25 protein-coding genes are annotated in these 26,313 nt (G+C 71.6%); 14 read left to right on the top strand and 11 right to left on the bottom strand.

Going from position 1 to position 26,313, the window contains the following annotated elements; genetic code table 11:
* The first annotated feature begins 59 nt into the window (after positions 1-59).
* Entirely contained in the window at positions 60-1,289 is a 1,230-nt protein-coding gene (locus HHX41_RS31085) for an MFS transporter (protein WP_220504585.1), read from the top strand.
* A gap of 6 nt (positions 1,290-1,295) precedes the next feature.
* Here the strand turns inward: HHX41_RS31085 and HHX41_RS31080 are convergent, their stop codons facing one another.
* The 3 genes from HHX41_RS31080 to HHX41_RS31070 form a co-directional block, all read right to left on the bottom strand.
* Positions 1,296-2,834 (bottom strand): FAD-dependent monooxygenase, encoded by a 1,539-nt coding sequence (locus tag HHX41_RS31080; RefSeq protein WP_182908794.1) that lies wholly within the window; start codon positions 2,832-2,834, stop codon positions 1,296-1,298.
* A gap of 242 nt (positions 2,835-3,076) precedes the next feature.
* Complete coding sequence (locus HHX41_RS31075; RefSeq protein ID WP_310742271.1) at positions 3,077-3,700, bottom strand: TetR family transcriptional regulator; 624 nt, start codon at positions 3,698-3,700, stop codon at positions 3,077-3,079.
* Between the two features lie 96 nt (positions 3,701-3,796).
* Positions 3,797-4,018 (bottom strand): EF-hand domain-containing protein, encoded by a 222-nt coding sequence (locus tag HHX41_RS31070; protein ID WP_169988841.1) that lies wholly within the window; start codon positions 4,016-4,018, stop codon positions 3,797-3,799.
* A gap of 286 nt (positions 4,019-4,304) precedes the next feature.
* Here HHX41_RS31070 and HHX41_RS31065 point away from each other — a divergent pair, with 286 nt between their 5' ends.
* A complete protein-coding gene (locus HHX41_RS31065) occupies positions 4,305-4,994 on the top strand; it encodes an SDR family NAD(P)-dependent oxidoreductase (RefSeq protein ID WP_182908792.1) in 690 nt (229 codons plus the stop codon).
* A 27-nt stretch (positions 4,995-5,021) separates the two neighbouring features.
* On the opposite strand, the gene HHX41_RS42055 is transcribed toward HHX41_RS31065, so the two are convergent.
* A complete protein-coding gene (locus HHX41_RS42055) occupies positions 5,022-7,376 on the bottom strand; it encodes a GH1 family beta-glucosidase (protein WP_182908791.1) in 2,355 nt (784 codons plus the stop codon).
* A 247-nt stretch (positions 7,377-7,623) separates the two neighbouring features.
* Between HHX41_RS42055 and HHX41_RS31055 the strand changes: the two genes are divergently transcribed.
* From HHX41_RS31055 to HHX41_RS42045, 8 genes are all read left to right on the top strand, one after another.
* Positions 7,624-9,471 (top strand): glycosyltransferase family 2 protein, encoded by a 1,848-nt coding sequence (locus tag HHX41_RS31055; RefSeq protein WP_182908790.1) that lies wholly within the window; start codon positions 7,624-7,626, stop codon positions 9,469-9,471.
* Positions 9,472-9,546: 75 nt separating this feature from the next.
* The gene (locus HHX41_RS42050; RefSeq protein WP_182908789.1) at positions 9,547-10,596 is read left to right on the top strand and encodes an energy-coupling factor ABC transporter permease; all 1,050 of its coding nucleotides are present in this window, start codon (positions 9,547-9,549) and stop codon (positions 10,594-10,596) included.
* Positions 10,597-10,740: 144 nt separating this feature from the next.
* A complete protein-coding gene (cbiQ, locus tag HHX41_RS31045) occupies positions 10,741-11,505 on the top strand; it encodes a cobalt ECF transporter T component CbiQ (protein ID WP_169988836.1) in 765 nt (254 codons plus the stop codon).
* On the top strand, positions 11,490-12,254 hold the full coding sequence (locus tag HHX41_RS31040) for an energy-coupling factor ABC transporter ATP-binding protein (protein WP_169988835.1): 765 nt from the start codon (positions 11,490-11,492) through the stop codon (positions 12,252-12,254). The genes cbiQ and HHX41_RS31040 overlap by 16 nt, the downstream gene beginning before the upstream one ends.
* Before the next feature lie 40 nt (positions 12,255-12,294).
* A complete protein-coding gene (locus tag HHX41_RS31035; RefSeq protein ID WP_169988834.1) occupies positions 12,295-12,639 on the top strand; it encodes an STAS domain-containing protein in 345 nt (114 codons plus the stop codon).
* A gap of 33 nt (positions 12,640-12,672) precedes the next feature.
* Positions 12,673-13,452, top strand: coding sequence for an SDR family NAD(P)-dependent oxidoreductase (locus HHX41_RS31030; protein WP_169988833.1), 780 nt, complete (start codon positions 12,673-12,675; stop codon positions 13,450-13,452).
* Between the two features lie 15 nt (positions 13,453-13,467).
* Positions 13,468-14,265 (top strand): crotonase/enoyl-CoA hydratase family protein, encoded by a 798-nt coding sequence (locus HHX41_RS31025; protein ID WP_169988832.1) that lies wholly within the window; start codon positions 13,468-13,470, stop codon positions 14,263-14,265.
* 250 nt (positions 14,266-14,515) lie between these two features.
* Entirely contained in the window at positions 14,516-15,502 is a 987-nt protein-coding gene (locus HHX41_RS42045) for a hypothetical protein (protein ID WP_220504584.1), read from the top strand.
* Positions 15,503-15,580: 78 nt separating this feature from the next.
* Here HHX41_RS42045 and HHX41_RS31015 read toward each other — a convergent pair whose 3' ends face one another.
* Both HHX41_RS31015 and HHX41_RS31010 read right to left on the bottom strand, forming a co-directional pair.
* The gene (locus HHX41_RS31015) at positions 15,581-16,489 is read right to left on the bottom strand and encodes an SDR family oxidoreductase (protein ID WP_182908788.1); all 909 of its coding nucleotides are present in this window, start codon (positions 16,487-16,489) and stop codon (positions 15,581-15,583) included.
* A complete protein-coding gene (locus HHX41_RS31010) occupies positions 16,486-17,055 on the bottom strand; it encodes a TetR/AcrR family transcriptional regulator (protein WP_220504583.1) in 570 nt (189 codons plus the stop codon). Before HHX41_RS31010 ends, HHX41_RS31015 begins: the two co-directional genes overlap by 4 nt.
* A gap of 168 nt (positions 17,056-17,223) precedes the next feature.
* Here HHX41_RS31010 and HHX41_RS31005 point away from each other — a divergent pair, with 168 nt between their 5' ends.
* Positions 17,224-17,850 carry a rhomboid family intramembrane serine protease gene (locus HHX41_RS31005; RefSeq protein ID WP_169988829.1) on the top strand — a complete coding sequence of 209 codons (627 nt, stop codon included), beginning with the start codon at positions 17,224-17,226 and terminating at the stop codon, positions 17,848-17,850.
* A 12-nt stretch (positions 17,851-17,862) separates the two neighbouring features.
* On the opposite strand, the gene HHX41_RS31000 is transcribed toward HHX41_RS31005, so the two are convergent.
* The 4 genes from HHX41_RS31000 to HHX41_RS30985 form a co-directional block, all read right to left on the bottom strand.
* Positions 17,863-18,555, bottom strand: a complete 693-nt coding sequence (locus HHX41_RS31000; RefSeq protein ID WP_182908786.1) for a hypothetical protein — start codon at positions 18,553-18,555, stop codon at positions 17,863-17,865.
* Positions 18,552-19,118, bottom strand: a complete 567-nt coding sequence (locus HHX41_RS30995; protein WP_310742270.1) for a sigma-70 family RNA polymerase sigma factor — start codon at positions 19,116-19,118, stop codon at positions 18,552-18,554. The genes HHX41_RS31000 and HHX41_RS30995 overlap by 4 nt, the downstream gene beginning before the upstream one ends.
* 149 nt (positions 19,119-19,267) lie before the next feature.
* Positions 19,268-20,380: a phosphoserine transaminase gene (serC, locus tag HHX41_RS30990; RefSeq protein ID WP_182908784.1), complete on the bottom strand. Its 1,113-nt coding sequence runs from the start codon at positions 20,378-20,380 to the stop codon at positions 19,268-19,270.
* Between the two features lie 230 nt (positions 20,381-20,610).
* Positions 20,611-21,717 carry a citrate synthase 2 gene (locus HHX41_RS30985; RefSeq protein WP_169988827.1) on the bottom strand — a complete coding sequence of 369 codons (1,107 nt, stop codon included), beginning with the start codon at positions 21,715-21,717 and terminating at the stop codon, positions 20,611-20,613.
* A 170-nt stretch (positions 21,718-21,887) separates the two neighbouring features.
* On the opposite strand from HHX41_RS30985, the gene pdxH reads away from it, so the two are divergent.
* Complete coding sequence (gene pdxH, locus HHX41_RS30980; protein WP_310742269.1) at positions 21,888-22,532, top strand: pyridoxamine 5'-phosphate oxidase; 645 nt, start codon at positions 21,888-21,890, stop codon at positions 22,530-22,532.
* A 17-nt stretch (positions 22,533-22,549) separates the two neighbouring features.
* Here pdxH and HHX41_RS30975 read toward each other — a convergent pair whose 3' ends face one another.
* The gene (locus tag HHX41_RS30975; protein WP_182908783.1) at positions 22,550-23,161 is read right to left on the bottom strand and encodes a UdgX family uracil-DNA binding protein; all 612 of its coding nucleotides are present in this window, start codon (positions 23,159-23,161) and stop codon (positions 22,550-22,552) included.
* A gap of 78 nt (positions 23,162-23,239) precedes the next feature.
* Here HHX41_RS30975 and HHX41_RS30970 point away from each other — a divergent pair, with 78 nt between their 5' ends.
* On the top strand, positions 23,240-23,944 hold the full coding sequence (locus tag HHX41_RS30970) for a metal-dependent transcriptional regulator (protein ID WP_182908782.1): 705 nt from the start codon (positions 23,240-23,242) through the stop codon (positions 23,942-23,944).
* Between the two features lie 120 nt (positions 23,945-24,064).
* The gene (locus HHX41_RS30965) at positions 24,065-26,290 is read left to right on the top strand and encodes a SpoIIE family protein phosphatase (protein ID WP_182908781.1); all 2,226 of its coding nucleotides are present in this window, start codon (positions 24,065-24,067) and stop codon (positions 26,288-26,290) included.
* Positions 26,291-26,313 lie beyond the last annotated feature (23 nt).

Below are 26,313 nucleotides of genomic sequence, written 5' to 3'. Positions count from 1 at the left end.
ACCGTCATGCCCCGAACGCCCCGGGCGCCCTCCACACGCCGGTGCGGCAGCATGGCGGGGTGGGCAAAGGATCACAACTGTGGCGTGACCGGAACTTCGCCGTCTTCTGGGGATCCCAGACGCTGTCGGTCGCGGGGGACTCGTTCGCCCTGATCGCCGTCCCGCTGCTCGTGCTGCACGTGACCGGGTCGGTCGCGCAGATGGGCCTGCTGACGGGCCTGGCGAGCGCCGCCTCGGTGGCGGCGGGGGTCTTCGCCGGGGTCCTGGTCGACCGGCTCGACCGCAGGCGCCTGCTGATCTGGTGCGACGTGGCGAGGATGGCGCTGTACGGGATCGTCCCGGTCGCCTGGGCCTTCGGGCCGAAGATCTGGCTGCTCTACGTGGTTCTGCCGCTCTGCGAGGCGATCGGCATGGTCTTCCAGGTCGCGTACGTCACGGCGGTGCGGGGGCTGGTCGACGCGGACCAGATCACCGAGGCCAACGGGCGGCTCGGCGCCACCGCCGCCGCGGCGGGGATCGGTGGCCCGCTGCTGGCCGGGGTGGTCGCGGGCTGGTTCGGCCCCACGGCCGCGATCGCGATCAACGCGGCCAGCTTCGGGGTCTCCGCGCTGGGCGTCCTGTCGATCCGGCTCAGGCGGCAGCCGTCGTCCGCGCCGGACGAGGAGCGCGGGTCCTGGCGCGAACTGCTCGCCGGAGCGCGCTTCCTGTGGCGGCAGCCGGTGCTGCGCGCTCTGACCGTCCTGCTGTCGTTCTTCATCTTCCTGACCCTCGGGCTGACCGACGTGCTGATCTACCACCTCAAGCACGACCTCGGCCAGGCCGACGGCGCGGTGGGAGCGGTGCTCGCGATCGGCGCGCTGGGCACCGTCGCCGGTTCGCTCCTCGTCGGTTTCGTACGCAGGAGGCTGGGGTTCGGCGCGTCATGGATCGGGGCGATCTCGCTCGCCGGGCTCGCCGTCGCGGGACTCGGCCTGTCCACCCGGGTCCCGGCGGCCGCGGCGACGGCCGCCGTCTATCTCGCCTGTGTCAGCGTGGCCGGGATCTGCTCGATGTCGCTGCGCCAGCAGGTCACGCCCGACCACCTGCTGGGCAGGGTCACCGCCGCCTTCTGGACGATCCACTTCTCGCTGGGCCCCGCGGGGGCGGCCGTGCTGACCTGGGGCGCGCAGCACCACGGCGTCGCGGTGGTGTGCCTGCTGGCCGGGGTGGCCTGCCTGCTGATCGCGGTCGCCGCGTTCTTCACGCCCATCCGCCGGCAGAACCCCGAGCTGTCCGGCGCCGCCGGCTGACCTCGCTCAGCGGGCCGGGCCGAAGGCGGAGGCCAGCGCCGCACGCAGGGTGTCGAGCTCCTTCACATCCGGGTTGGGGGAGTCGGACGCCCAGGCCACGTAGCAGTCCGGGCGCAGCAGCAGCGCGGTGGGGAGGCCTTCCCGGCTCGGCTTCGCGGTGACGAGGTCCACGCGGTCGTGCCGGCCGTGAAGTGCCCCGGCCAGCGCGGCGCCGGGCGTCAGGTCGAGGAGCAGCGGCCGGGCGGTCCTGGTCAGCTCGGCGAGCCGTACGGAGCCGGTCTCCGTCTCCAGTACGAGGTCGGGGGCGGGGCGCCCGATGAGGGGGTGGGTCCCGTCGAGGTCATACCTGATGTCGGCGCCGGACATCATGTCCGCGATGTGCTTGACGGTGCGCTCGTCGCGCAGCAGCTCGCCGAACAGGGCGCGCAGCGCGGTCACCTCCGGCCCGGGAGCGATCAGCGCGGACTGCGCCTGCGTGTGCATGACGACGCGTTCCGCGGCCCGGCGCCGCTCGGTCTCGTAGCTGTCGAGCAGGCCGGGCGGAGCCCAGCCGTGGATCTCGGCGGCGAGCTTCCAGCCCAGGTTGATCGCGTCCTGGAGGCCCAGGTTGAGGCCGGGGCCGCCGATCGCGCTGTGCACGTGCGCGGCGTCGCCCAGCAGCAGCACCCTGTTGTCCCGGAAGCGTTCGGCCAGGCGGGTGTTTCCGCCGGTCAGACGGCGCAGCTGGTGCGGGCCCTCGCCCTCGGGCGGGCCGAACGGCAGGTCGGCGCCGAGCACGCGGCGGATGCTCTGGCGTAGCTCGTCCAGGCTCATCGGCTGGTCGCCGCCGTCCTGGTGCCACTCGGTGGTGTTGACGAGCGTCCCCGTGGGGAACGGCGCGTACACGAACAGACCGTCGTCGGTGCGGTGGTGCATGAACGGGGGGATCGGTCCGTAGCCGGGCACGTTCAGCCCGCCGGTGACGGGATCGATCAGCTCGGCGGGCACGGTGACATGCGCGCCGCGCGAGACGGAGTCGTCCCTGGTCACTCCCGGAAAGCCGATGCCGCACAGCTTGCGGGTGACGCTGTGCCCGCCGTCCGCGCCCACGAGGTAGCGGGTGCGCAGGCGATAGCCGCCCTCCGGCCCGGCGATCTCCGTGGTGACGCCGTCGGCATCCTGGGAGAGCCCGGTCAGCTCGTGACCCCGGCGGATCTCCACGCCGAGTTCGCGCGCGCGCTCCTCCAGCGCCTGCTCGATTCGCCGCTGCGGCACCGGCAGGCCGTACATCGGGTTGTCGTCGAGCCGGCTCAGGTCGAGGGGCATGGCGCCGAACACGAAGGCCGGGCTCGGCCGGGGCGGCTCGGCGCTGCCGCTCAGGCGTTCGTACAGGCCGCGGCGGTCGAGGGCGCGGACGACCTGGCCCACCAGTCCGTTGGCCCGGTTCTCCTCGGTACGCCCGCGCAGGCGTTCCAGCACGATCGGCCGCACTCCGGCGAGCCTCAGCTCGCAGGCGAGCATCAGCCCGTTCGGTCCGGCTCCGGCGATCACGACGTCTTCGGTCATGGTGCTCCTCCTTGGCGGTTCGAGCAGGGCACTTGCGAATGAGAGATGGCAGGGTGAACTCGCGGCACGCCGAACCCTCGATGTGGCGGACTCGCGGCAGGCCGGATTCTCGGCATGGCGAGTGAAAGGGCCGGCGCCGGGCTGCCGTGGCGACGGCGTCAGGGTGTGCGAGGCCGCGCGGCGTGCCGGCGCGGCACGTCACACGACGAGTCGTCGGGCTCCCCCGAGGGGATGTCCGTCTGTCAGGGCTCGGGCAGTCCGGCGGCGAGCCGGCCGAGGGCGTCCTCGATGAGCGGCCGGATGGGAACCGGAGGATCGGATCGCAGGTAGTGGTCCATCGCCACCCTGATCGCGGCCCCGGCCGCGCCCGCCACCAGGCGCGGGTAGAGGTCGCGGGCGACGTCGGTGCCGGTCCGTTCGGCGATGGCCCCGGCCAGTTCGTCCTCGGCGATGGCGTCGGCCTTGAGCATCTCGCCCTGCAGCGAGGGCTCACTGATCATGAGCCGGATGCCGGTCTGCCACTGCTGGTCCGGCTGCCCGGTGCCGTAGCTCTCACCCAAGGCGAGCTGGGTCAGCACGGAGGCCTTGATGGCCTCCCACAGGGGCTCCGACGCCGGGCGGCGGCGCAGCTCCTGCGCGATCAGCCGGGCGCGGTCGAGGTGTCTGGCGGCGATCGCCTCGCCCTTGCTGGAGAAGTAGTTGTTGAAGGTTCGCGGCGCGACGCCCGCCGCCGCCGCGATGTCCTCCACGCGTACGTTCTCCAGCCCACGCTCCACTGTGAGCCGGATCGCCGCCCAGCTCAGCGCGGTGCGCGTCTCCTGTTTCTTGCGCTCGCGCAGTCCCGGACGCTCGCCTTCCCCGCTCACATGGACCACCATACAGCTACTTGCGCGTCACGCAAAGATGCTTGAGGCGTAAATTTGCGTGAGGCGCACTTTTGTCGGGTGCCGGGTGGCGGCGCGTCAGTCGCGGGCGCCGGCCAGGCGGACGAACTCCTCGAGCGAGAACCGGCCGTCGGCGTCCACGTCGGCGTCCCGGTCGAGCGCGCCGATCGCCTCCGGCGGCAGGCCGGGGAAGTGCGACAGCAGCTCGGCCTCGGTGATGAAGCCGTCGCCGTCGCCGTCGATCGCGTCGAATTCGCGCTTGAGGGCCTCGAACCGCTCGTGGCTGAGCTCCTGAGTCACAACGACCTGCCTTCACACCCGGGGGACGACACCAGACAACCTATGCCGTACGCCGCGAAAGATCGATGGCAGGCCTGCGGGAGGGAACCGATCGCCGTGTGCGGTTCATCGCGACGCCGCGCCGGCCCCGGGACACCGATCCCCGGGATCGCCGGCCCCCGCCCGGAGACCATGGCGGAGGCGGCCGGGCCCCTCGGCGCCCGCCACCCGTCCAAGTGACCTCTCAGACGGCTCCAAGTGACCACTCCGAGACTGTGCGACCTGGACGCAGAAGGAGGACAGTCAGATGAAAGTCGCACTGGTCACGGGATCGGGACGCGGAATCGGCAGGGAGATCGCGCGGCAGCTCGCCGGGCAGGGCATGACGGTGTTCGCCGGGGTGCGCGACGAGAGCCACGCCCCCGAAGGCACCCGTCCCGTGCTGCTCGACGTCACTGACGACGCGATGGTCGGGAACGCGGCCAAGCTCGTCGGAGAGGAGTTCGGGCGGCTCGACGTGCTGGTCAACAACGCCGCGATCTGCGGCGACTACGGCGTCAGCCCGGCGGACGCGACGGCGGACCACATGCGCGCCACCTACGAGGTGGGCGTGTTCGGGGTCGTCACCGTCACCCGCGCGATGATCCCGCTGCTGCGGGCGGCCGGCGAGGCCAGGGTCGTCAACATGACCACCCGGCTGGCCTCCCTCACCCTCACCCAGGCGAAGGACGACTTCAACGTGGGGTGGGCGATGCTGGCCTACAACTCGGCGAAGAGCGCGCTCAACGCGCTCACCGTGCTCTACGCGAACGAGCTGGCCGGCTCGGGCATCCTCGTCAACGCGGTGGACCCCGGTCACTGCGCCACCGACCTGACCGGCCACACCGGCACCCGTACGGCGGCCGAGGGCGCGGCGGTGGCCGTGCGGATGGCGACCCTGCCGTCCGGCGGCCCCACCGGCACGTTCAGCTCGGCGGAGGGCGCGATCCCCTGGTAGATCCTCCGCCCCCGAGGGTCGCGAGGGTCACGTCGTAGCGCGGACCACCAGGCGCGTGGGGAGGACGACGGGGCTGGTGTGACGACCGTCGAGGCGGGACAGGAGCAGCCGCGCCAGGGCCAGGGCCTGGTCCGCGGCGGGCACCCGGACGGTGGTGAGCGGCGGGGTCGTGCAGGAGGCGGCGTGGATGTCGCCGAAGCCGACGACCGCCAGATCCTCCGGCACCCGCAGTCCCCTCTCGCGCGCCGCCTCCATGGCGCCGATCGCCAGCTCGTCCGAGGTGGCGAACACCGCGTCGAGGTCCTGGTCACCGGACAGGAGCTCGCGGGCCGCGGCGGCGCCCGACGCGCCGTCCAGGCCGGCGAGCGCGATCGCCGGCCGCAGTCCGTCTTCGTGGAGCGTGGCCAGGTGCCCGTTGAGGCGGTCCTGTACGGCGACGAGGTCCATGGGGCCGCAGATCACGCCGATGCGGCGGCGGCCCCGGTCGAGGAGGTGCCGGGTGGCCGCCTTCGCGCCGCCGGCGTTGTCCACGTCCACGTGCGGCACGAGGGAGGCGATCACGGGCTTGCCGAGCAGCACGACCGGCACCCCGGTGCGGGCGAGCCGCTCGGTGAGCGTGTCCGGGCCGTCCGGAGGGACGAGCACGACCCCGTCGACCTGCCGCGCCTCGACGTGCCGGATGATGCGCCGATGGCTTTCGGCCGTGTCGGCGAGCATGAGGGTGATCTGCTTGCCGGCTCCTTCGAGGACGCTGGTGACGTACTGGACGACGGCGGAGGTGAGCGCCTCGCCGCCGTGCCGGGGGACCGACAGGACGAGCGCGACGGAGTCGGTCCGCCGGGTGACGAGGCTCCTGGCGGCGGCGTTGGGCACGTAGCCCAGCTCCTGCACGGCGCGCAGCACCGCGGCGCGCACCTCGGGGCTGACCCGCGCGTCCCCGTTCACGACCCGCGAGACCGTGGCCCTGGAGACGCCCGCGCGAGCGGCGACGGTCTCGAGCGTGGGCCGCTTCGGCCGCTCCGCGCCGAGCCCGTTGCGCTTGATGACGTCGCGATACCACAGCGCGCTGTCCTTGAGCAGCCGCCGCTGCGTGGTGAAGTCGACGTGGACGATGCCGAACTTGCGCCGGTAGCCGTCCGCCCATTCGACGCAGTCGAGCAGCGACCACAGCAGATAGCCGCGGACCCGGGCGCCCTCGTCGATCGAGGTCCGCAGGGCCCGCAGGTGCTCCTCGACGAAGCTGATCCGGTCGACGTCGTGGATGCCGTCGCCGGTCACGACGTCCTCGAAGTCGGCGCCGTTCTCCGTGATCATCAGCTCGGTCTCGGGGTAGTCCTCGGACAGGCGCCGCAGGACCAGGGACAGGCCGTTCGGCATGATGGGCCAGCCCATCGCGGTGACGGCCGTGGGCACACTGCTGAACAGAACGCCCTCGCTGCCCGGGAAGGCCGGGTCGGCCGCGGCGCTGGGCTGGGCCTGCACCGTGATGGGCGTGTAGTAGTTGACCCCCAGCAGGTCGACGGGCCGTCCGATGAGGTCGAGGTCCCCGTCGCGGATGTGGCCGAGCCCGGCGGTCCTCTCGACCAAAGGGAGCAGCTCGGCGGGGTAGCGGCCTCGCAGCACCGGCTCCAGGAACTGCCGGTTGTGCAGGGTGTCGATCCTCGCCGCCGCCTCGGCGTCCTCCGCGGGGACGTCGGTGGACATGTCCCCGAGCTGAGCGGGAGTGAGGACGGGGGAGAGGTTCAGCACGATGCCGGCTCTGGCGGCGCCCCCCGCGCGCAGCGCCTCCAGGCTCAGCCCGTGCGCGAGAAGCATGTGGTGGGCGCCCACGAAGGCGTCGGCCGCCGACCGCAGGCCCGGGGCGTGCACCCCTGAGGCGTGGCCGAGGAAGGCGGCCACCCACGGCTCGTTGAAGGTGAACCAGGTGTCCACCCGGTCGCCGATCCTGTCGTACACGACACGGGCGTAGTCGGCGAAGTGGCCGGCGGTGTCGCGTGAGGTCCACCCCCCGGCGTCCTGCAGCGCCCGCGGCAGGTCCCAGTGGTACAACGTGGCGTACGGCGCGATGCCCGCCTCCAGCAGCTCGTCCACGAGCCTGTCGTAGAAGTCGAGCCCCGGGCCGTTGACGCGGCCGTGCCCCTCGGGCAGCACGCGTGGCCAGCTGACGGAGAACCGGTAGGCGGCGATGCCCAGGTCCTGCATCAGCCGGACGTCCTCGGCGTGGCGCAGGTAGTGGTCGCAGGCCGGGTCGCCGTATCCCCCGCCCGCGAAGGCGTCCCAGATCGAGGGGCCCCGGCCGTCGCGGTCGGTGGCGCCCTCGATCTGGAACGCGGACGTGGACACTCCCCAGACGAAACCCTCTGGGAACAACGCGGTGCGCATCTACGCGAAACCCCCGGTGACTCGGTGAGCGCTCAGTCTGCCGCCTCGCGTGCCGGAATCGCCACTCAGAGGGCCGCCGCGGGCCCCGGCCGCGTGAGGCGCGAGTCTGGACCGCCGACGAGGCGGCCGCCCGGTCGCGGGAGCCGTACGCGGAGGACGCCGGCGTGACGCGGACCGGATGCGATGTGACGCGCCCGGCGCGGCGCAGGCGGGGTTCGCGCGGGTCGTCGGCACATAATGAAGCGCGATGGATACGGGGAGTGGCCAACGCGCCGATCGGGGGATCGACGTCAGCGTCGTCGTCCCGGCGTACAACCGCCGGGCGTCACTCGACCGTTGCCTCACCTCGCTGCTCGTGCAGCGGGTCGCCAAAGAGATCATCGTGGTCGACGGCGGCTCACGGGACGGGACCCCGGCACTCCTCGACCTCTACGCCGCGCACCATCCCCGCCTGATCACCGTGATGCGGGACGCCCAGCCCGGCACGCCCGGAGGCGCCCGCAACCGCGGACTCGAACGGGCGGCCGGGCGGTACGTCTTCTTCTGCGACGCCGGGGACCACCTCGCCTCCGACGCGCTGGCCCGCCTGGTCGCCACGGCCGACCGGACCGGCGCCGACGTCGTCGTGGGGAGGATCGCCGGTGCGCGTCAGGGGCTGCGGGACAGCGCCGACAAGGCCTCCTTAATCGCCGTCTACGATGATTTGTCCTGCTTCAAGCTCTTCCGCCGGGACTTTCTCGATCGGCACGCCATCCGCTTCGACGAGACGCACCGGCGTGGCGAGGACATGACCTTCGCCGTCCACGCGTACTGCCATGCCCGGGTGATCTCCGTGGTCGCGGACCGGGACTGCTACCACGCCGAGGGCGGGAACGAGGCGTCCGCGCGCGATCCGCTCGGCTGGCTGCGCGTGGTCCGCACGCCCATCGAGGTCATGGCGCGGCACGTGCCGCCCGGCGCGCTGCGCGACCGCCTGCTCCTGCGGCACCTGCGCCGTGACGTGCTCGCCCAGCTCGGGGCGCCGTTCCTGGCCGCGTGCGAGGCCCATCGCGAGAAGATCGCCGTCGAGGTCGCCGACATCTGCGGGCAGTGGCTGACGCCGGGGGTACGCGCCCATCTCGACGGCGTGGACGCCGCCCGCGTCGCCGCGCTCGACGATCCCGACCGGCTCGTACGGCTCGCGCGCGTCGAGGCCGCGCCGCTGCGGCACCGGCTGACCGGCGTCGAGTGGCGGGGCGACCACCTGGTGATCGAAGGGTGGGCCGCCCTCGCCGGTCTGGATATATCCCCGCCGGACACCACCGTGGGCCTGGTGCTGCGCGAACGCCTGACGCGTGCGGAGCGCGTGCCCCGCGTGACCCGCGGCGGAGCCGGATCCTTCACGGCCGTGGTCGACGCGGCCGCACTGCCGACGGGAGTGTGGGACGTCCACGTCGCCGTCGAGTGCGAGGGCGCGCGCAGGCTGGCCCGGCTCGGCTCACGCCGGGACGACAAAGCCGGCGTTCCCGCCGCCCACCTGGTCGGCGGGGTCGTCGCGGTGCCCTTCCTGACCCGGTCCCAAGGCCACCTCGGTCTCGACGTCGGGGGGCACGTCGTACGGGTCCCCGCGGCCGTACGGCTGACGCGGGCGTGGTGGCGGGGCAGGCGGCTGCGGGTCGAGGGCCGGGCGAGGGTGGGCGACGAGGCCGCCGCCGGGGCCGTACGTCACCTGATCTGGCGCGAGCGGACGACGGGGCGGGAGCACCGCGAGAGGGCCGTGGCGTCCGGGCCGGGGGAGTTCACGGCCGAGACGGCCGGCCTGCCGCCCGGCACGTGGGACGCCTACCTCGAACTCGACCTCGGCGGCCCTTCGGTGCGTTTTCCGGTCAAGGTCGCCGACGCGGACACGCTCGACCGGCCGCTGCGGTGGTGGCGCGGCCCGCTGCCATGGGACACGGCGTCCCGGGACCCGCGGGGTCCGTTGCGGTGGGTCCCCGCGCAATGGACGGTCCGGCCGTACGCCACGGCGGTCAACCGGCGGCTCAGCGTGTCGGTGCGCGTGGCCACCCCGCTTACGGTGGCCAGACGGATGGTCAGGGCCCTGCGGCATGGCTAATTGCGAATCATTTGCAACTACAACTCGGTGCCCTAAAGTGGGAGGGGATTCGCCCGTTTCGAAGGGGTTATAGCCGTGCACGTGCCCGATGGGTTCTTTGACGTCCCCGTGTCCGTCGGCGCCGGGGTCTTCGCGGCCGCCGGGGTGGCCGTGTGCCTGCGGGGCGCCAAACGGGAGCTCGACGACCGCACCGCCCCCATGGCGGGTCTGGTGGCCGCGTTCGTCTTCGCGGCGCAGATGCTCAACTTCCCCGTCGCGGCGGGCACCAGCGGCCACCTGCTCGGCGGGGCGCTGGCGGCGATACTCGTCGGGCCGTACACCGCCGTGTTGTGCGTCGCGGTCGTGCTGCTCGTGCAGGCGTTCTTCTTCGCCGACGGCGGGCTGACCGCGCTGGGCGTCAACATCACGCTGATGGCGATCGTGACCGCGGTCGTCGGCTGGGTGGTGTTCCGGCTGATCACCCGGGGCGCGCCGCGCGGGCGGGCGACGCTGGTGGCCGCGTCGTTCGTGGCGGCGCTGGTCTCCGTCCCGGCGGCGGCGCTCGTGTTCACGGTCCTGTTCTGGCTCGGCGGCACCGCGCCGATCGAGCTGGGCTCGGTGGCCGCCGCGATGGGCGGCGTGCACCTGCTCATCGGGCTCGGCGAGGGCTTCATCACCGCGCTCACCGTGAGCAGCGTGCTGGCCGTCCGCCCCGACCTCGTGTACGGCGCGCGCGGAATGGCCAGGGCGCTGACGCTGCGGACCGCCGAGGGGGAGGTCCAGGTGGGCCAGGCGGCCCCGGAGGCTCCCCCGGCCGGGATCGGCCTGCGTCCTGTGCTGGTGGGCGGTGCGCTCGTGGCCGTGCTGCTGGCCGGTGTCTTCTCGTTCTACGCCTCCGGCGACCCTGACGGGCTGGAGAAGGTGGCGGCCGACAAGGGCCTGAGCGCGCAGGAGAAGCCGCACGCTGTGGAGAACGGTCCGCTGGCCGACTACGCCGTCAAGGGCGTGGAGGACCAGCGGCTGTCCGGCGGCCTGGCCGGGGTGGCGGGCGTCGCACTGACGGTCGCGGCCGGGGGCGGCGTGTTCTACGTCATCCGCCGGCGTCGGCGTCTGACCGACGGGATGACTCCCGCGAACGCGCAGTGAGCGCCCGGCGCCCGGGTGAGGACGCCGCGTGAGCGCCGAGCTCGGCACCCCCGGCGAGCCCGATGAGCCGCCCGTGAGCGCCCGTGCCCGCCCTGGGCGGGCACGGGCGGCGTGGGTCGGCGATGATGGCTCTGTGAGTGCGAAGTGAGCGCCGGGCACCATCACCCGATCTACCGGCCCGCCGACACGCCCGTCCACCGGCTGCCGCCCCAGTGCAAGCTGGCGGCGGTCGTCGCGTTCGCGGTATTCGTGGTCGCCACCCCCCGTGAGCGCTTCTGGGCGTTCGCCGTCGACGCGCTGCTGCTGGCCGCCGTCGCGGCAGCCGCCCGGGTGCCGGCCGGCGTGATCGCCCGGCGCATGGTCATCGAGGTGCCGTTCGTGCTGTTCGCGCTGGCGATTCCGGTGATCGGCACGGGCGAGCGGGTCCAGGTGCTCGGTCTGTCGCTGAGCGCCCCGGGACTGTGGGCCGCCTGGAACATCCTGGCCAAGGCAACGCTGGGCGTGGTCGCCTCGATCCTGCTTGCGGCCACGACCGAGCCCCGGATGATGCTGCTCGGCGCCGAACGGCTGCGGCTGCCCCGGCTGCTCGTGCAGATCGCGACGTTCATGCTGCGCTACCTCGACGTGATCCTCGACCAGATGCGGCGCATGCGGATCGCCAGGGAGTCGCGGGGGTTCGTCGCGCGGGACCTCAGGCAGGCCCCCGTGCTGGCGAAGTCGGCGGGCGCCCTGTTCATCCGCTCGTACGAGCGAGGGGAGCGGGTCCATCTCGCCATGCTGAGCCGGGGATACACGGGCGAGATGCCGACGATTAGGGATATATCGGCAACTGGGCGAGACTGGGCGATGGCGGGCATGCTTCCGTGTCTCGCCGCGGCGACGGCCCTACTGGCGTGGAGCACGACGTGACCTCCGGCAGCCCTTCTCTCACGGTGAGCAGGCTCGCGTACGCCTATCCCGACGGGACACAGGCGTTGTACGGCGTGGACCTGACGATCGAGCGGGGAGAGCGGGTCGCCCTGCTCGGCCCGAACGGCGCGGGCAAGACGACGCTCGTCATGCACCTCAACGGCATCCTCACGCCGGGGCACGGGACAGTGGAGGTGGCCGGGCTTCCGGTGCGTGCGGACACCCTGCGGGAGATCCGCCGCCGGGTCGGGCTGGTGTTCCAGGATCCGGACGACCAGCTCTTCATGCCGACCGTGCGGGAGGACGTCGCGTTCGGCCCTGCCAACCTCGGGCTGCGCGGCGCGGCACTCGACCGCCGCGTGCGGGACGCGCTGGAGCGGGTCGGCATGCTGGACGCGATCGACAGGCCGCCCCACCACCTGTCCTTCGGCCAGCGCCGCCGGGTGGCCGTGGCCACCGTGCTGGCGATGGAACCGGAGATCCTCGTTCTCGACGAGCCGTCGTCCAACCTCGACCCCGCGTCCCGCCGCGAGCTGGCCGAGATCCTCAAGAGCCTGGACGTGACCGTGCTGATGGTCACCCACGACCTGCCGTACGCGCTGGAACTATGTGAGCGTTCGCTCGTCATGTCCGAGGGGGTGATCGCCGCCGATGGAGCGACGAATGTCCTGCTCTCCGACGAGCGGTTGCTCACGGCGCACCGGCTCGAACTCCCTTACGGGTTCGCCGTCCCTGCTCAGCCGGGGTGATGGATAAGTAAAGTGGGCCGGAGCTGAGGAGGTCCCGACGATGAAGCTGCGGCTCGCGCGCCAATCGCTCTCCAATGCCGTCGTGGTGGCTGTGGAGGGGGAGCTCGACCTGTTCACGGCTCCGTTCCTGCGTGACGAGATCCGCGACGCCATACGCGACGACGGCCCGACACTCGTGCTCGATCTCGGCGAGCTGTCGTTCATGGATTCCAGCGGGCTGAGCGTGCTCATCGAGGCATGGCGGCTGGCCACCAGCGAGGGCGGCACGGTGTCTCTCGCCTCGCCGCAGCCGCCGGTGGCCCGCATCCTGCGCACGACCGGCCTGGACCGGCGGATCAAGGTCTACCCCGACGTCGATACCGCGATTTTGCAGCACCCCGAGTAGAACTTCATTCGGTTCGCGCGTTAAGGTCCGGCTATGGATCTGAACGGAGCAGCAGCAATCATCTCGGGCGGTGCGAGCGGCCTCGGCGAGGCCTCGGCCCGCGAGTTGGCCCGCGTCGGCGCGACCGTGGTCGTGGCCGACCTCAACGCGGAGCGCGGCAAGGCGCTGGCCGACGAGCTCGGCGGTGTGTTCGCCCACACCGACGTGTCCGACGAGGCGTCGGTGCAGGCCGCGGTCGAGGCGGCGGTCGCCACCGGCAAGCCGTTGCGCGCCGTGATCAGCAGCGCCGGCATCGGCTGGGCGCAGCGCACCGTCGGCCGGGACGGCTCCCCGCACGACCTGGCGTCCTACCGCAAGGTGATCGACGTCAACCTGATCGGCACCTTCAACCTCATGCGCATCGGCGCCGCGGCCATGGCCCAGACCGAGCCGGTTGACGAGGACGGCGCCCGCGGCGTCGTCATCAACACCGCGTCGGTCGCCGGCATCGAGGGCCAGACGGGCCAGGTGGCGTACTCGGCGTCGAAGGGCGGCATCATCGGCATGACCCTGCCCGCGGCCCGCGACCTCGCGGCCGTCGGCGTCCGCGTGCTGACCATCGCGCCGGGCATCATCGACACCCCGATCTACGGGAAGATCGGGGACAAGAACGCCGAGGAGTTCAAGGCCAAGCTCATCGGGCCGGTGGCGTTCCCGAAGCGGCTCGGCAAGGCCTCCGAGTTCGGCCACCTGGTCCGCGCGCTGATCGAGAACGACTACATGAACGGCGAGGTCATCCGTTTCGACGGCGGCATCCGCTTCCAGCCCAAGTAAGCCGAGTGAGGTCAGGTGTCCGAGGTCAACTCCGGGCCGGCCGCTGAGCCGGACGAGGTACTCGTAGAGATCGTCGACGGCGGCGTGGCCGTCGTCACCATCAACCGGCCCAGGGCCAGGAACGCCGTGAACGGCGCTGTGGCGCGCGGAATCGCGGCCGCCCTGGACGAACTGGACGAAAGCCCCGACGTGTCCGCGATCGTCCTCACCGGGGCCGGCGGCACGTTCTCGGCCGGTATGGACCTGAAGGGCTTCCTCACCGGCGACATGCCGGTGGTCGAGGGCCGGGGCTTCGGCGGCATCACCGAGGCGCCGCCGAGGAAGCCGATCCTCGCCGCGGTCGAGGGGTACGCGCTGGCCGGCGGCTTCGAGCTGGCGCTGTCCTGCGACATCATCGTCGCGTCCGAGGAGGCGAAGTTCGGCCTGCCGGAGCCCAAGCGAGGGCTGGTGGCCGGGGCGGGCGGGATCATGCGGCTGCCGCGCCGCATCCCGTACCACATCGCCATGGAGATCGCCCTCACCGGCGACCACTACCCGGCGGCCCGGCTGTACGAGCTGGGGCTGGTCAACCGCATCACGTATCCGGGCGAGGCGCTCAACGGCGCGCTCGAACTGGCCCGCACGATCGCCGCGAACGCGCCGCTGGCGCTCGCCGCGACCAAGCGGGTCATCGTCGAGTCGGCCGACTGGTCGCTCGACGAGATGTTCCGCAAGCAGGGCGAGATCGTGAGCCCGGTCTTCGTCTCGAAGGACGCGATGGAGGGCGCCGCGGCCTTCGCCGAGAAGCGCGCTCCCGTCTGGAAGGGCGAGTAGCCCCCGGCCCGCCAAGTCACCACTCGGGGCGCTCCGCGCAGTGCCTACTTGGGGCGCTCCGCGCAGGGGCGCCCCAAGTCGTGTCCGGGCGTCGTAAGCGTCGCCGTGCCGACTCGGAACAATGTCTCTGTCCGGCTGGGACGCGTCCTAACCCGGATGGCGGACGGCTTATCCGCCGTGATGATGACGTGCCCTCCCGTCCCGCTCATCTATGTTCCCCCGGGAAGATCACAAACTTGAGGGAACGGTGATGAGGGTGCGAACTGGCCGTAGTGCCTGGCTGGCGGTGGGGGCGGCGGCGGGGCTGCTCGTGGGCGGCGGGGGAATCGCCGTGGCTACGACGGCGACGACATCGTCCATCGTGGCCTGCGTGGGCCCCGACGGCGTCATGCGGATGCCCCAGGCGCTGGAGGAGTCGGTCCAGGGCCGTACTGCGGACGCGCAGGTCGCCGCGCCGGTCTCCGCCGGCACGTGTCCCGTCGAGTACCGGACCGTCTCCTGGAACACCGCCGGACCTCAGGGCCCCGTCGGACCGGCCGGACCTCAGGGCCCCATCGGGCGGACCGGACCCCAGGGGGCCAAGGGAGAGACCGGTCCGCAAGGGCCCCAGGGCCAGACCGGACCCCAGGGCCCCAAGGGGGACAAGGGCGAGCCGGGCGCCGCGTACGGGCAGACCTACATCGCCTCCGGCAATCACCTCTACGGCGACGGGACGCTGCAAGAACTCGTACGAATCCCGCAGGTGCCCGCGGGAAACTACGCCATCCAGATCGGCGTCAGCGCATACGACCTCCAGACGACTCCCACGGGCTTCGTCGTCGAGTGTGACGTCAGTACGCCCACGGGCGTCACGTCCGCGAGGCCGCAGCAGGCCGGTAACGGTGGGCCGGGATCGACCCTCACGATCGCCTACTTCGTCACCGCGAAGCTGAACGCGCCCGGTCCGGTGGTTCTCACGTGCCACGCCCTCACTGACGGCGGCATCATCCGGGTCAGCGCCGAGGGCAGGCTGATGGCGACCAGCGTGCCCGAGGTCGTCGCCTGGCCGTCCACCAATCCGTCCACCAATCCGACCGCCACACCGAGCGTTACGCCGTCCACGAATCCGACCGCCACGCCGAGCGTTACGCCGTCCACGAATCCGACCGCCACGCCGAGCGTTACGCCGTCCGCCAATCCGACCGCCACGCCGAGCGTTACGCCGTCCGCCAATCCGACCGCCACGCCGAGGCTCTGACAAGGCCGGCGGACGGCTGCGCCCGTCACGAGGTGCTCGGCGGCCTCGCTCTCGCCTCCCGCGGGCGCGAGCGAGGCGTCAGAGCGGGTCGCCGAGGGGGCCGTACTCCTCCTCCAGGACGTTCGCCCAGTGCGCGGCGAAGTCCGGTTGGGTGCCGTCCGCGTCGGTGAAGCCGTACTCCTCGTACAGCCCCCAGGTGGCCAGGGCGCGTCCGGTCTTGGCCATCACGCCGGGGTCGGCGGCCAGGGCGGCCACCGCCCGGCCCAGGTAGGCCGGCGTCTCCGAGTGGGCGAAGTGCGGGTCCTTCGCCACCGCGTCCCGCCAGTTGTCCTCGGTCACGCCGAAGTGCTCCAGCATCGCCTCCGACCGCAGGAAACCCGGGGTGACGGCGACGGCCGCCACGCCGTACGGCTTCAGCTCCGCCGCCTGGGCGACGGCGAGACGGATCACGGTGGACTTGGCGACGTCGTAGAAGAACGAGCCGCGATACCTGGCGGTGTTGCCGTCGGTGACCTCCACGACCAGTCCGCTCCGGCGGGCGACCATCAGCGGAAGCGCGAACCGGCTGGTGACGATGTGCGTCTCCACCGCCCGGCGCAGCAGCCGCAGGCCGGAGTCGAGGTCCTGCTCCCACAGGGGATGCGCCCAGTCGGTCAGCGCGTCGCCGCCCCACACGGAGTTGACCAGGACGTCGAGCCGCCCGTCCTGCTCGGTGGCGATCCGCTCGACCAGGGCGCGGACCTCCCCGGGGTCGCTGTGGTCGGTGCGTACGGCGATGCCGGTGCCGCCGGCCGCGGTGACGCGGGCGGCGCTCTCCTCGATGGTCTCGGGACGGTCCAGGTCGGAACGGCCGGCCGCGCTGCTGCGGCCGGTGACGTAGACCGTCGCGCCTGCGGCCCCGAGTTCGACGGCGATGCCGCGCCCGCCGCCCCTCGTGCCTCCCGCGACGAGGGCGACCTTCCCGGCGAGCGGCCGGCTGTCGTTCATGACGTCTCCTTGGAAGGGATGTGGGGCGAAAGGAGCGCGGTCACCGCCCGCCGGAGCCGCTCCGGCAGCGTGCCCCGCCGGTCGAGGGCCCACGTCAGACCGGTGCCGGCGATCAGCGATTGGACGGACTCGGCCAACGCGGCGGTGTCGGCGCCGGCGCGGAGCTCTCCCTCGGCCACCGCCTCGTCCAGCAGGGCCAGGATCGCCCTTCGCTGCGCCTCGTGCATGGCCAGGGCATGCTCGTGCAGTTGCGGATCGGTGAGGTCCATGCAGAGGAACGCCAGGTGGTTGGCGAAACGCTCCGGCGTGTCCATGAGAGCCATCGACTCCTCGGCCAGCGCCAGCAGCGCCTCCAACGGGGAGGGACGCCCCTGCCGCAGCCGCTCGTGGTGCGCCTCGGCCTCATGCGCCGACTGCCTCGCCAGCGCCACCAGCAGACCGCGCTTGGACCCGAACCGCTGCACGAGAGTGCCGGGGACGAGCCCCACCTCGTCGGCGACGGCGGCGAGGGTCAGCCCCGCGGGACCCACCCGGCCGATCACCTCGGCGGCCGCGCGCAGAATCACCGAATCCTCCACTCCTCGCGGGCGTCCCGCCACCGGCCCCTCCTCTTTTATAAATGCCTGTTCATTTATTAATACAGTCCGTTCGCCCCTCTCGGCAACCCGTCGGCATGATCCCCGCGTATCCGGGCAGTCCGCTCGTTCGTGAGCGGGACTGCGTACGGTGAAGCCATGAGTGATTCCGGGCCCGGGCTGCCCCCGGTGGGCAGGTCGATGCGGGAGCGGACGTCCGCGCTGCTCACCGGCGCCCTCGGCAGCGCGATTCTGATGATCGTGCTCGTCTCGGTGATGTGGGCCATCGAGATCGTGGACTACGTGGAGAACGGACGGCTCGACAGGTACGGCATCGTCGCCCATGAGCCGGACGGCCTGCCCGGGATCCTGTTCGCACCGTTCCTGCACGCCGGGTTCGGGCACCTGATGGCGAACTCGCTGCCGCTGCTCATCCTGGGGTTCCTGGCCGCCATCCGGGGGATCGGCAGGTTCCTCGCGGCGAGCCTGGTCATCATCCTGGTCAGCGGGCTGGGCGTGTGGTTCACCAGCCCGCCGGACACGCTGACGATCGGCGCGAGCGGCCTCGTCTTCGGATATTTCGGCTACGTCGTGGCCCGGGGGCTGTTCGACCGCCGGGCCCTCGACATCGTCCTCGGCGTCGTGGTCGCCGTGCTCTACTACTCGATCCTGTGGGGCGCCCTGCCCACCCAGCCGGGCGTCTCCTGGCAGGGCCACCTGTTCGGCCTCATCGGCGGCGTGATCGCCGCCTGGCTGCTGCGCCGCCGCAAGACCGTGACGACCTGACCCGCGAACGGCTCAGGAGCCCGGAGGCGGGGTGGCGGTCCCGACCTCGAACGCCGTGGGGTCGTCGACGACCCGGCAGGGCTTCACGGGCCCGTCGGTCAGCCGGCCGGAGAACTGCCAGGCGACTCCGGGACGCCTGGCGTTCCGTTGCAGCGGGTTCTCGTTGATCTCGATCATTACGATCCGCCCCGGCCCGATGAAATCGGGGTGGATGGTGATGCCGTTTTCCGGCCGGATCGCCTTGCTCGACGCCAGGTTCTCCATCACCCGGCGGACGCGCGCCCGTACCGCCGGATCGTCGCTCTCCATCTCCTCCTTCGTGAAAGAGGCGTCGTCGCCCGCCACGAACGGGGCCCGCCCGTCGGCGCATTTCTTGCCCAGCGGCAGATAGGTGATGTCGGCGGGAACGCCCATCTTCGCCAGGTCCCGCTCGACCTGGTCCGGGTCCCTGAACTCGTTGATCTTGAGGTTGATCGATCCGTCCGGGTTCTTCGTCAGCGCGTACGCCGGGGTCTGCTGGCCAACCACGAGCGGCACGGCGACGGCCGCGGCGGCGGCGGCGATCGCGGCGCCGGCCAGGAACCGGGGCCGGGCGAACCGGGGCCGGGCGAACCGGCGCACGGCCGGCGCGTGCGTCCGTGCCTCCCGGGCCACGATCTCCGCCTTGAGTTCGGCGAGGAGCCTGTCCTCGAAAGTGTGGTTCACTTCGTTCCTCCGATCAGTTCCATGACTCCGGGGAAGCGCTGGACCTGCCGCCGGGCGCGGTGCAGCCTGACCCGGGCGGTGCCCTGCCTGATGCCGAGCGCGGCGGCGGCCTCGGCGGGACTGAGCCCGTCCACGGCCACGAGTTCCAGCAGCGCGCGGTCGCCGTCCGGCAGATCGGCCATCGCCTCCAGCGCCAGGCGGGCCGGCGATTCGGCGTCGACGCGTTCCTCCAGGCGGGCGATGTCGTCGGCGTCGAGCAGACGGCGGCCGGCGATCCTGCTGGTGGCGCGTAACTCCCGCGCCGCACGGCGGCGCTGTGCCAGCACCGTGTTGCGCGCCACGCCGTACAGCCAGGCGATCTCGCTGCCCCTGTCCGGACGGTAGGTGTGCGCGGAGTCCAGCACGGCGAGGAACACCTCCGCCGTCAGATCGGCGACGGCGTGCGGATCGTCCACCCGCCTGGACAGGAACCGCGTCACGGCGTCGACATGCCGCCGGTAGAAGGCTTCGAATGCGTCGGGATCACGGGCGAAGCCCGCCGGACCCGTCTTTTCACGGCGCACCGGCGCCCCCCTCGGTCGTGTGACAGAACACATCCCTGCTTGGACGGAGCGCCGCACACCGTTACAGGACCGGAAAAACGAAAAGCCGACGGCCCGGGGACCGTCGGCGAGAACGTGCGGCCGCCGGAGAGGCGGCCGCCTGTGAAACGTCAGAGACGCTCGACCACGTAGTCGACGCAGGAGGTCAGCGCCTCGACGTCGGAGGGGTCGATCGACGGGAACATCGCGATCCGCAGCTGGTTGCGGCCGAGCTTGCGGTAGGGCTCGGTGTCCACGATGCCGTTGGCCCGCAGCACCTTCGCGACCGCCGCCGCGTCCACCGCGTCGTCGAAGTCGATGGTCCCGACGACGTTGGAGCGCTGCGCCGGGTCGGCCACGAACGGGGTGGTGTACGACGTCTTGTCGGCCCAGGTGTACAGGCGCGAGGCGGAGTCGGCCGTACGGGCGGTGGTCCAGGCGAGGCCGCCCTGGGCGTTCATCCAGTCGATCTGGTCGGCCAGCAGGAACAGCGTGGCGACCGCCGGGGTGTTGTACGTCTGGTCCTTGACGGAGTTGTCGATGGCGGTCGGCAGGCTGAAGAACTCGGGGACGAACCGGCCGCTCTCGGTGATCTCCGTCACCCGGGCCAGCGCCTTTGGCGAGAACAGCGCGATCCACAGGCCGCCGTCGGAGGCGAAGCTCTTCTGCGGGGCGAAGTAGTAGACGTCGAACTCGTCGGCCGAGACCGGCAGGCCGCCCGCGCCGCTGGTGGCGTCCACCAGGACGAGCGACTCGTCGTCGCCGACGCGCTTGATCGGCATGGCGACGCCGGTGGAGGTCTCGTTGTGGGTGAGCGCGTAGACGTCCACGCCCTCCTCGGCGACCGGCAGCGGGTGGCTGCCCGGCTCCGACTTGATCACCGAGGGATCGGCGAGCCAGGGGGCCTTCTTCGCGACCGTCGCGAACTTCGAGGAGAACTCTCCGAAGTGCAGGTGCTGCGACTTCTCCCGGATCAGCCCGAAGGACGCGATGTCCCAGAACGCCGTGGTGCCGCCGTTGCCCAGCACGACCTCGTACCCCTCGGGGAGGGAGAACAGGTCGGTGAGCCCGGCGCGGACGCGGGCGACGAGGTTCTTCACCGGCTTCTGCCGGTGGGAGGTGCCCATGACCTTCGCCCCGGCGTCGACGAGAGCGGCGAGCTGCTCGGGGCGTACCTTCGAGGGCCCGCAGCCGAAGCGGCCGTCGGCGGGCTTGATGTCAGCGGGAATCACGATGTCAGCCACGGCTTCCAGCCTAGTGAGACCTGCGGATGCTCTAGACCATGGTCCGGATGGTGAGACACCATGATCCGGTTTTGGGACCACGCGGCGCGTCGAGGACGGACGACCCCGCGCTCGGTGACACGGAAACGGCCCGCCCCGGGCAGGGGCGGACCGTCGACGGTGCGCGGGCCGGGCCCGGCGGCCTCTCGGAGCTTTTTGGGCACACCGCCGGGCCGGACCCGCGCGAGGGCTCAGACCTTGCCGACGACCTCGGCGGCGCCGGGCACCTCGTTGATCGAGCGCTGCTTCGGGCCCACGTAGTTCGCGCTGGGGCGGACCAGCCTGCCCGTGCGCTTCTGCTCCAGGATGTGGGCGGCCCAGCCGGCGGTCCGGGCGCAGGTGAACATCGAGGTGAACATGTTCGACGGCACCTCGGCGAAGTCGAGCACGACCGCGGCCCAGTACTCCACGTTGGTCGCGAGGACCCGGTCCGGCTTGCGGGCGTGCAGCTCCTCCAGCGCCGCGGTCTCCAGTGCGGCGGCGACCTCGTAGCGCGGCGCGCCCAGCTCCTTGGCCGTACGCCGCAGCACGCGGGCGCGCGGGTCCTCGGCCCGGTAGACCCGGTGGCCGAAGCCCATGAGCCGCTGGCCCTTGTCCAACTCGCTCTGGACGTACTTGCGGGCGTCGCCCATCTTCTCGACGCCCTCGATCATGTGCAGCACGCGCGCCGGAGCGCCGCCGTGCAGCGGACCCGACATCGCGCCGACCGCGCCCGACAGGGCGGCCGCCACGTCGGCGCCGGTGGAGGCGATCACGCGGGCGGTGAACGTCGAGGCGTTCATGCCGTGCTCCGCGGCCGACGTCCAGTACGCGTCGATGGCCTTCACGTGCTTCGGATCGGGCTCACCGCGCCAGCGGACCATGAAACGTTCGACGATGCTCTCGGCCTCGTCCACGCGCTTCTGCGGGACCATGGGCAGTCCCAGGCCGCGGGCCGACTGCGCGACGAACGACAGAGCGGTCACCGAGGCACGTGCGAGATCGTCGCGGGCCCGGTCGTCGTCGATGTCGAGCAGCGGCTTGAAGCCGTAGGTGGGCGCCAGCATGGCCAGCGCACTCTGTACGTCTACTCGGATGTCGCCGGAATGGACGGGAACGGGGTACGGCTCCGCCGGGGGAAGCCCCGGCTGGAACGAGTTGTCGACGAGCAGGCCCCAGACGTGTCCATAGGAGACGTTGCCTACGAGCTCTTCGATGTCGACGCCCCGGTATCGCAGGGCGCCCCCTTCTTTGTCCGGTTCCGCGATCTCGGTCTCGAACGCCACCACGCCTTCGAGCCCGGGTTTGAAGTCGGACATTCTCGGCCGCCTCCCTCTCTTGTGAAGTCCAGAGCCTTGATGTCGAGATACCGGCGGGTCAATTTAACCCTCAGCGCCCGACTGTCGCGCCCCCGGCCCTACCGAACGGGGTTCTCCCTGGTGGGGGCCACCGCTCGAGACGTATGCCGAACACGCGAGAATACCTTTCCGTGGACAGCGCATCGCACCTCCCCGGGCTCCGGCACAGTTACGAAGGTGAGCCCCTGATCGAGTCCGGCATGGCCGCCGACCCGGTGACGCAGTTCGCGCTGTGGTTCGCGGACGCCGTCGCCGCGGGCCTGCCGGAACCGAACGCCATGGTCGTCGCCACCAGCTCCGCCGGTGGCCGTCCCTCTGCCCGCACCGTCCTCCTCAAGGGGTTCGACGAGCGCGGTTTCGTCTTCTTCACCAACTACGAGTCTCGCAAGGGCCGCGACCTCGGTGAGAACCCGCGTGCCTGCCTGCTGTTCCCGTGGCATCCCATCAGGCGGCAGGTCCGCGTGGAGGGCCCCGTCGTACGGCTCCCGCGCGAGGACAGCGCCGCCTACTTCCACTCTCGCCCGTACGGCTCCCGCATCGGCGCGTGGGCCTCCCGCCAGTCGGCGGTCGTGGAGTCGAGGGAGCAACTCGACGCCAGGTTCCGGGAGCTGGCCGCCCGCTGGCCGCAGGACCCGCCGCTGCCGGACTTCTGGGGCGGCTTCCGGGTGGCGCCCGCGGAGGTCGAGTTCTGGCAGGGCCAGACCGACCGCATGCACGACCGGCTCCGCTACCGGCGGACCGGCGCGGCCTGGACGCTGGAGCGCCTCGCCCCCTGAGGTCCCGCCCCGGCCGATCAGAGCAGCCCGGCCGCGACCTTGAGATCGGTGAGGAAGCCGGAGTAGGCCTCGTCCCGGTCGGGCGAGCGCAGGATCGCCGAGGGGTGGATCGTCGCCACGTAGTAGGCCCCCTCGCGCCGGGGGACCGGCTCTCCCCGATGCCTGGTGACGCGGAAGTCCGGGCCCAGCAGGGCACGGGCGGCGGTGGCTCCCAGCACCACGGTCACCTCCGGGTCCACCAGGCTCATCTCGGCCTCCAGCCAGGGCCGGCAGGCGTTGATCTCTCCCACCGTGGGCTTCTGGTGGATCCGGCGTTTGCCGCGCGGCTCGTACTTGAAGTGCTTGACCGCGTTGGTCACGTACACCGCCTCGCGCTCGATGCCGGCCTCCTCGAGCGCCTTGTCGAGCAGGCGCCCCGCGGGCCCGACGAACGGCACGCCCTCACGGTCCTCCTGGTCGCCCGGCTGCTCGCCGACCAGCATGAAACGCGCAGCGGGAACGCCCTCGCCGAAAACCGTCTGGGTGGCGGCACGGTAGAGATCACAGCCCTCGCAGTGGCGCGCGGCCTCCCTGAGAGCGGGCAGGCTGATCTCGCCCGGAAGGAATCGCTGCGCCCCGATGTTTCCCATCCTGGGTCGCTTCCCCAATAGGGTCGGCTGCGAACGCGGGGGAGGTCGTAGCATCGATTAACAAGGACTGGAGGAGCCTTGACCGCACACGGCCTGATCGACACGACGGAGATGTATCTCCGGACGATCTTCGAGCTCGAAGAGGAAGGCATCGTGCCGCTCCGCGCGCGCATCGCCGAGCGCCTGCAGCAGAGTGGCCCGACTGTCAGCCAGACGGTGGCGCGCATGGAGCGCGACGGGCTGGTGAAGGTTGAGGGGGACAGGCACCTCAGCATGACCGAACTGGGGCGCACGCTGGCCATCCGCGTCATGCGCAAGCACCGCCTCGCCGAGTGCCTGCTGACCCAGGTGATCGGCATGCCGTGGGAAGAGGTCCACATCGAGGCGTGCCGGTGGGAGCACGTCATGTCGGAGTCGGTGGAGACCCGGCTCGTGAACCTTCTGAAGAACCCTCGGGTATGCCCGCACGGCAACCCGATTCCGGGTCTCGACGAGCTGGGGGTGCCGCAGCCCGGTTCGACCGGAGATGAGATGGTGTCACCCATGGTGACCCTCGCGGGACCGGCCCCCGTGCCCGTTGTAGTGCGCCGAATCAGCGAACAAGTGCAAAGCGACCCGGCCCTGATGCTTAAACTCAAGCAAGTTGGGATACAACCCGGACGCGAGGTGACGCTCGCGGCGAGCGACAACGGTGTAACGGTGACAGCTGATGGTGAGGTGGGGACCACGACCGCGGATCTTCCGAGGGACGTCGCCTCACACGTTTTTGTCACCAGACGATGACGGAATGAGTTGTGCCTGGTTGAATCCCCTAGGGAGTCCTTTCATTTCTCGCGACCCAGCCTTCGCAGGAGCGCCCGTGCCCGGCATAGCGAACCCACCTCGTCAAGGGACGGTCGTGGCATGAGGCGATGGGGAGATCTGTCACAGGACGCCGACGACCACCTTTCCGCCGGATCCGTTCTCGACCACGCGGAGATGGCCGTGGTCGTGACCGACCGCTTCAGCAACGTCCTGTACTGGAATCCCTTCGCCGAGCAGCTGTTCGGCCGCGTGGGCGCGTCTCCGGGCAAGGAGTCGCTGCTCACCCTCGGGATCACGGAGAAGGACCATCCGCTCGCGGCCGAACTGGCCAAGCACGTGCTGCGCGGCAACGTGTGGGAGGGCACGTTCGACGTGGCCCGCGGCGACGGCACGATGATCTACGTGCGCGCGCAGGCGGTGCCGCTGCGGCACCCCTCCGGCTCGGTGAGCGGCATCGTGATCACCGCGCGCGAGGCGATGCGCAGCAACGAGCGTGAGAAGGACCGCTTCGGCCTGCTGGAGCGGATCGGCGAGCGGCTCGCCGGCTCCCTGTACGTCGAGGAGACGCTCGACCGGGTCGCCGAGATGCTCGTCCCGCAGTTCGCCGACCACTGCTTCATCGAACTGGTCGAGGGCGACCGCCTGGTGCGCAAGGTCTCCACCCACGTGAACGGCTGGACGCCGCCGCCGGACACCTGGCGGCCGGTGGGCGCGGAGATCAGGTACCCGCTGGGGCACTACGCCGAGAGCGCGCTGCGCCGCCAGGAGACGATCCTGATCGAGGACTTCTCCCAGGTCAGCTACCCGGCGACGAGCGAGGGCGCGGCCCGGCTGTGCGGTGAGATCGGGATGACCTCGGCCATCGTCGCCCCGCTGTGCGTGCGCGGCGAGACGCTCGGCCTGATGTACCTCGGCATGTCGAACCTCACGAACCGGCGCTCGCCCCACTACGACACCTTCGACCGCGACTTCGTCGGCGCCATCGCCACCCGCGTCGCGCTCGCCGTCGACAACGCGCTGCTGTTCGAAGAGGAGCGGCACACCGCGGAGTCGTTCCAGAAGCACCTGCTCCCGCGCCAGTTGCCCACGCTGGACGGCCTGGAGATCGCCGTCCGCTACTACCCGGCCGCCCCGCTCGCCTCGCATGGCCAGGGCATCCAGACCCAGGTGGGCGGCGACTGGTACGACGTGATCCCGCTGTCGGCCGGTCGCGTCGGCATCGTGATCGGCGACGTCGAGGGCCGGGGGGCCAAGGCGGCGGCGGTCATGGGCCAGCTCAGGGCCGCGTTGCGGGCCTTCGCACAGGACGACAAGCCGCCGGCCGACATCCTCGCCCGACTGGACGAGTGGACCCGGGTGGTGGCCGCGCCGGAGCACGACGACTTCGGCGCCGACATCACCAACCCGCCGATCGTCACCTGCCAATACATGGTGTACGACGCGTGGTCGAGGCAGCTGTCGTTCGCCAACGCCGGGCACGCGCCGCCGCTGCTGATGGTGGACGGCGAGGTCGAGGACCTGGAGATCAACGAGGTCGGCCAGCCCCTTGGGGTGCGGGCCAAGGGCGTGCACGCCGACCTGGTCTACAAGGAGGAGACGAAGGTCCTGCCCCCCGGCGCGACCCTGCTCCTCTACACCGACGGCCTGGTCGACCGCAGGCCGCCGCGCGACTCCGCCTCGAGTGCGCCCGACGACGACGAGGCGCTGGGCATCCTGTGCGAGAAGCTGGCCAAGGCGTCGGGGGAGTCCGTCGAGCGTATCGCCGACCTGGCCACGGTGGCCGTCCCCGGCGAGATCGACGACGACATGGCCATCCTCGTCGTCCGCGCGGCCGGCACGGAGCTGCAGTCCCAGGAGCGGACGTTCCCGGCCCAGCCGATCATGGTGAGCGAGGCGCGGCGCATGGCGTCCGAGGCCTTCGCCGTATGGCAGGTGCCCGAGGAACGCGCGGAGCTGGCCTGCCTGCTCGTCTCCGAGGTCGTGACCAACGTGGTCCTGCACGCCGCAAGCGCCAGCGTGCCGCGCCGCGAGCTGGTGCTCGACGGGCCGCCGCTGCCGTTCGACGAGTCGTGGGACGTGCCGGGCTTCGAAGAGGAGATCGCGGGCGACAAGGAGTTCACCCTGCGGCTGCGCAGGGGCGCGGAGTCGGTCTGGGTCGAGGTCTTCGACCAGGACCTTCGCCTGCCCCGCATCCGCAGCGCGGGGGAGAACGACGAGGGCGGCCGCGGCCTCTACCTCGTCGACCAGCTGGCACGACGCTGGGGCTCCCGCCCGACCCGCGAGGGCAAGGCCGTCTGGTTCGAGATCCCCATCGGCGGTCGTTAGGTCGTGACGCGCCCCCGGCGCGG

The organism is Microbispora sp. H13382 (assembly GCF_014161445.1).
In the GTDB taxonomy this organism is placed as follows: domain Bacteria; phylum Actinomycetota; class Actinomycetes; order Streptosporangiales; family Streptosporangiaceae; genus Microbispora.
This window is presented reverse-complemented; position numbering and strand designations above follow the sequence as displayed.

Excerpts from the sequence above, each read along its gene's own strand:
- HHX41_RS31065 (WP_182908792.1), top strand. The coding sequence starts at position 4,305 with ATGAAAGTCGCACTGGTCACGGGATCGGGACGCGGAATCGGCAGGGAG.
- HHX41_RS42055 (WP_182908791.1), bottom strand. The coding sequence starts at position 7,376 with ATGCGCACCGCGTTGTTCCCAGAGGGTTTCGTCTGGGGAGTGTCCACG.
- HHX41_RS31035 (WP_169988834.1), top strand. The coding sequence starts at position 12,295 with ATGAAGCTGCGGCTCGCGCGCCAATCGCTCTCCAATGCCGTCGTGGTG.
- HHX41_RS31005 (WP_169988829.1), top strand. The coding sequence starts at position 17,224 with ATGAGTGATTCCGGGCCCGGGCTGCCCCCGGTGGGCAGGTCGATGCGG.
- HHX41_RS31015 (WP_182908788.1), bottom strand. The coding sequence starts at position 16,489 with ATGAACGACAGCCGGCCGCTCGCCGGGAAGGTCGCCCTCGTCGCGGGA.
- HHX41_RS30985 (WP_169988827.1), bottom strand. The coding sequence starts at position 21,717 with ATGTCCGACTTCAAACCCGGGCTCGAAGGCGTGGTGGCGTTCGAGACC.
- HHX41_RS31080 (WP_182908794.1), bottom strand. The coding sequence starts at position 2,834 with ATGACCGAAGACGTCGTGATCGCCGGAGCCGGACCGAACGGGCTGATG.
- HHX41_RS31030 (WP_169988833.1), top strand. The coding sequence starts at position 12,673 with ATGGATCTGAACGGAGCAGCAGCAATCATCTCGGGCGGTGCGAGCGGC.
- HHX41_RS30965 (WP_182908781.1), top strand. The coding sequence starts at position 24,065 with ATGAGGCGATGGGGAGATCTGTCACAGGACGCCGACGACCACCTTTCC.
- HHX41_RS42045 (WP_220504584.1), top strand. The coding sequence starts at position 14,516 with ATGAGGGTGCGAACTGGCCGTAGTGCCTGGCTGGCGGTGGGGGCGGCG.
- HHX41_RS31055 (WP_182908790.1), top strand. The coding sequence starts at position 7,624 with ATGGATACGGGGAGTGGCCAACGCGCCGATCGGGGGATCGACGTCAGC.
- HHX41_RS30975 (WP_182908783.1), bottom strand. The coding sequence starts at position 23,161 with ATGGGAAACATCGGGGCGCAGCGATTCCTTCCGGGCGAGATCAGCCTG.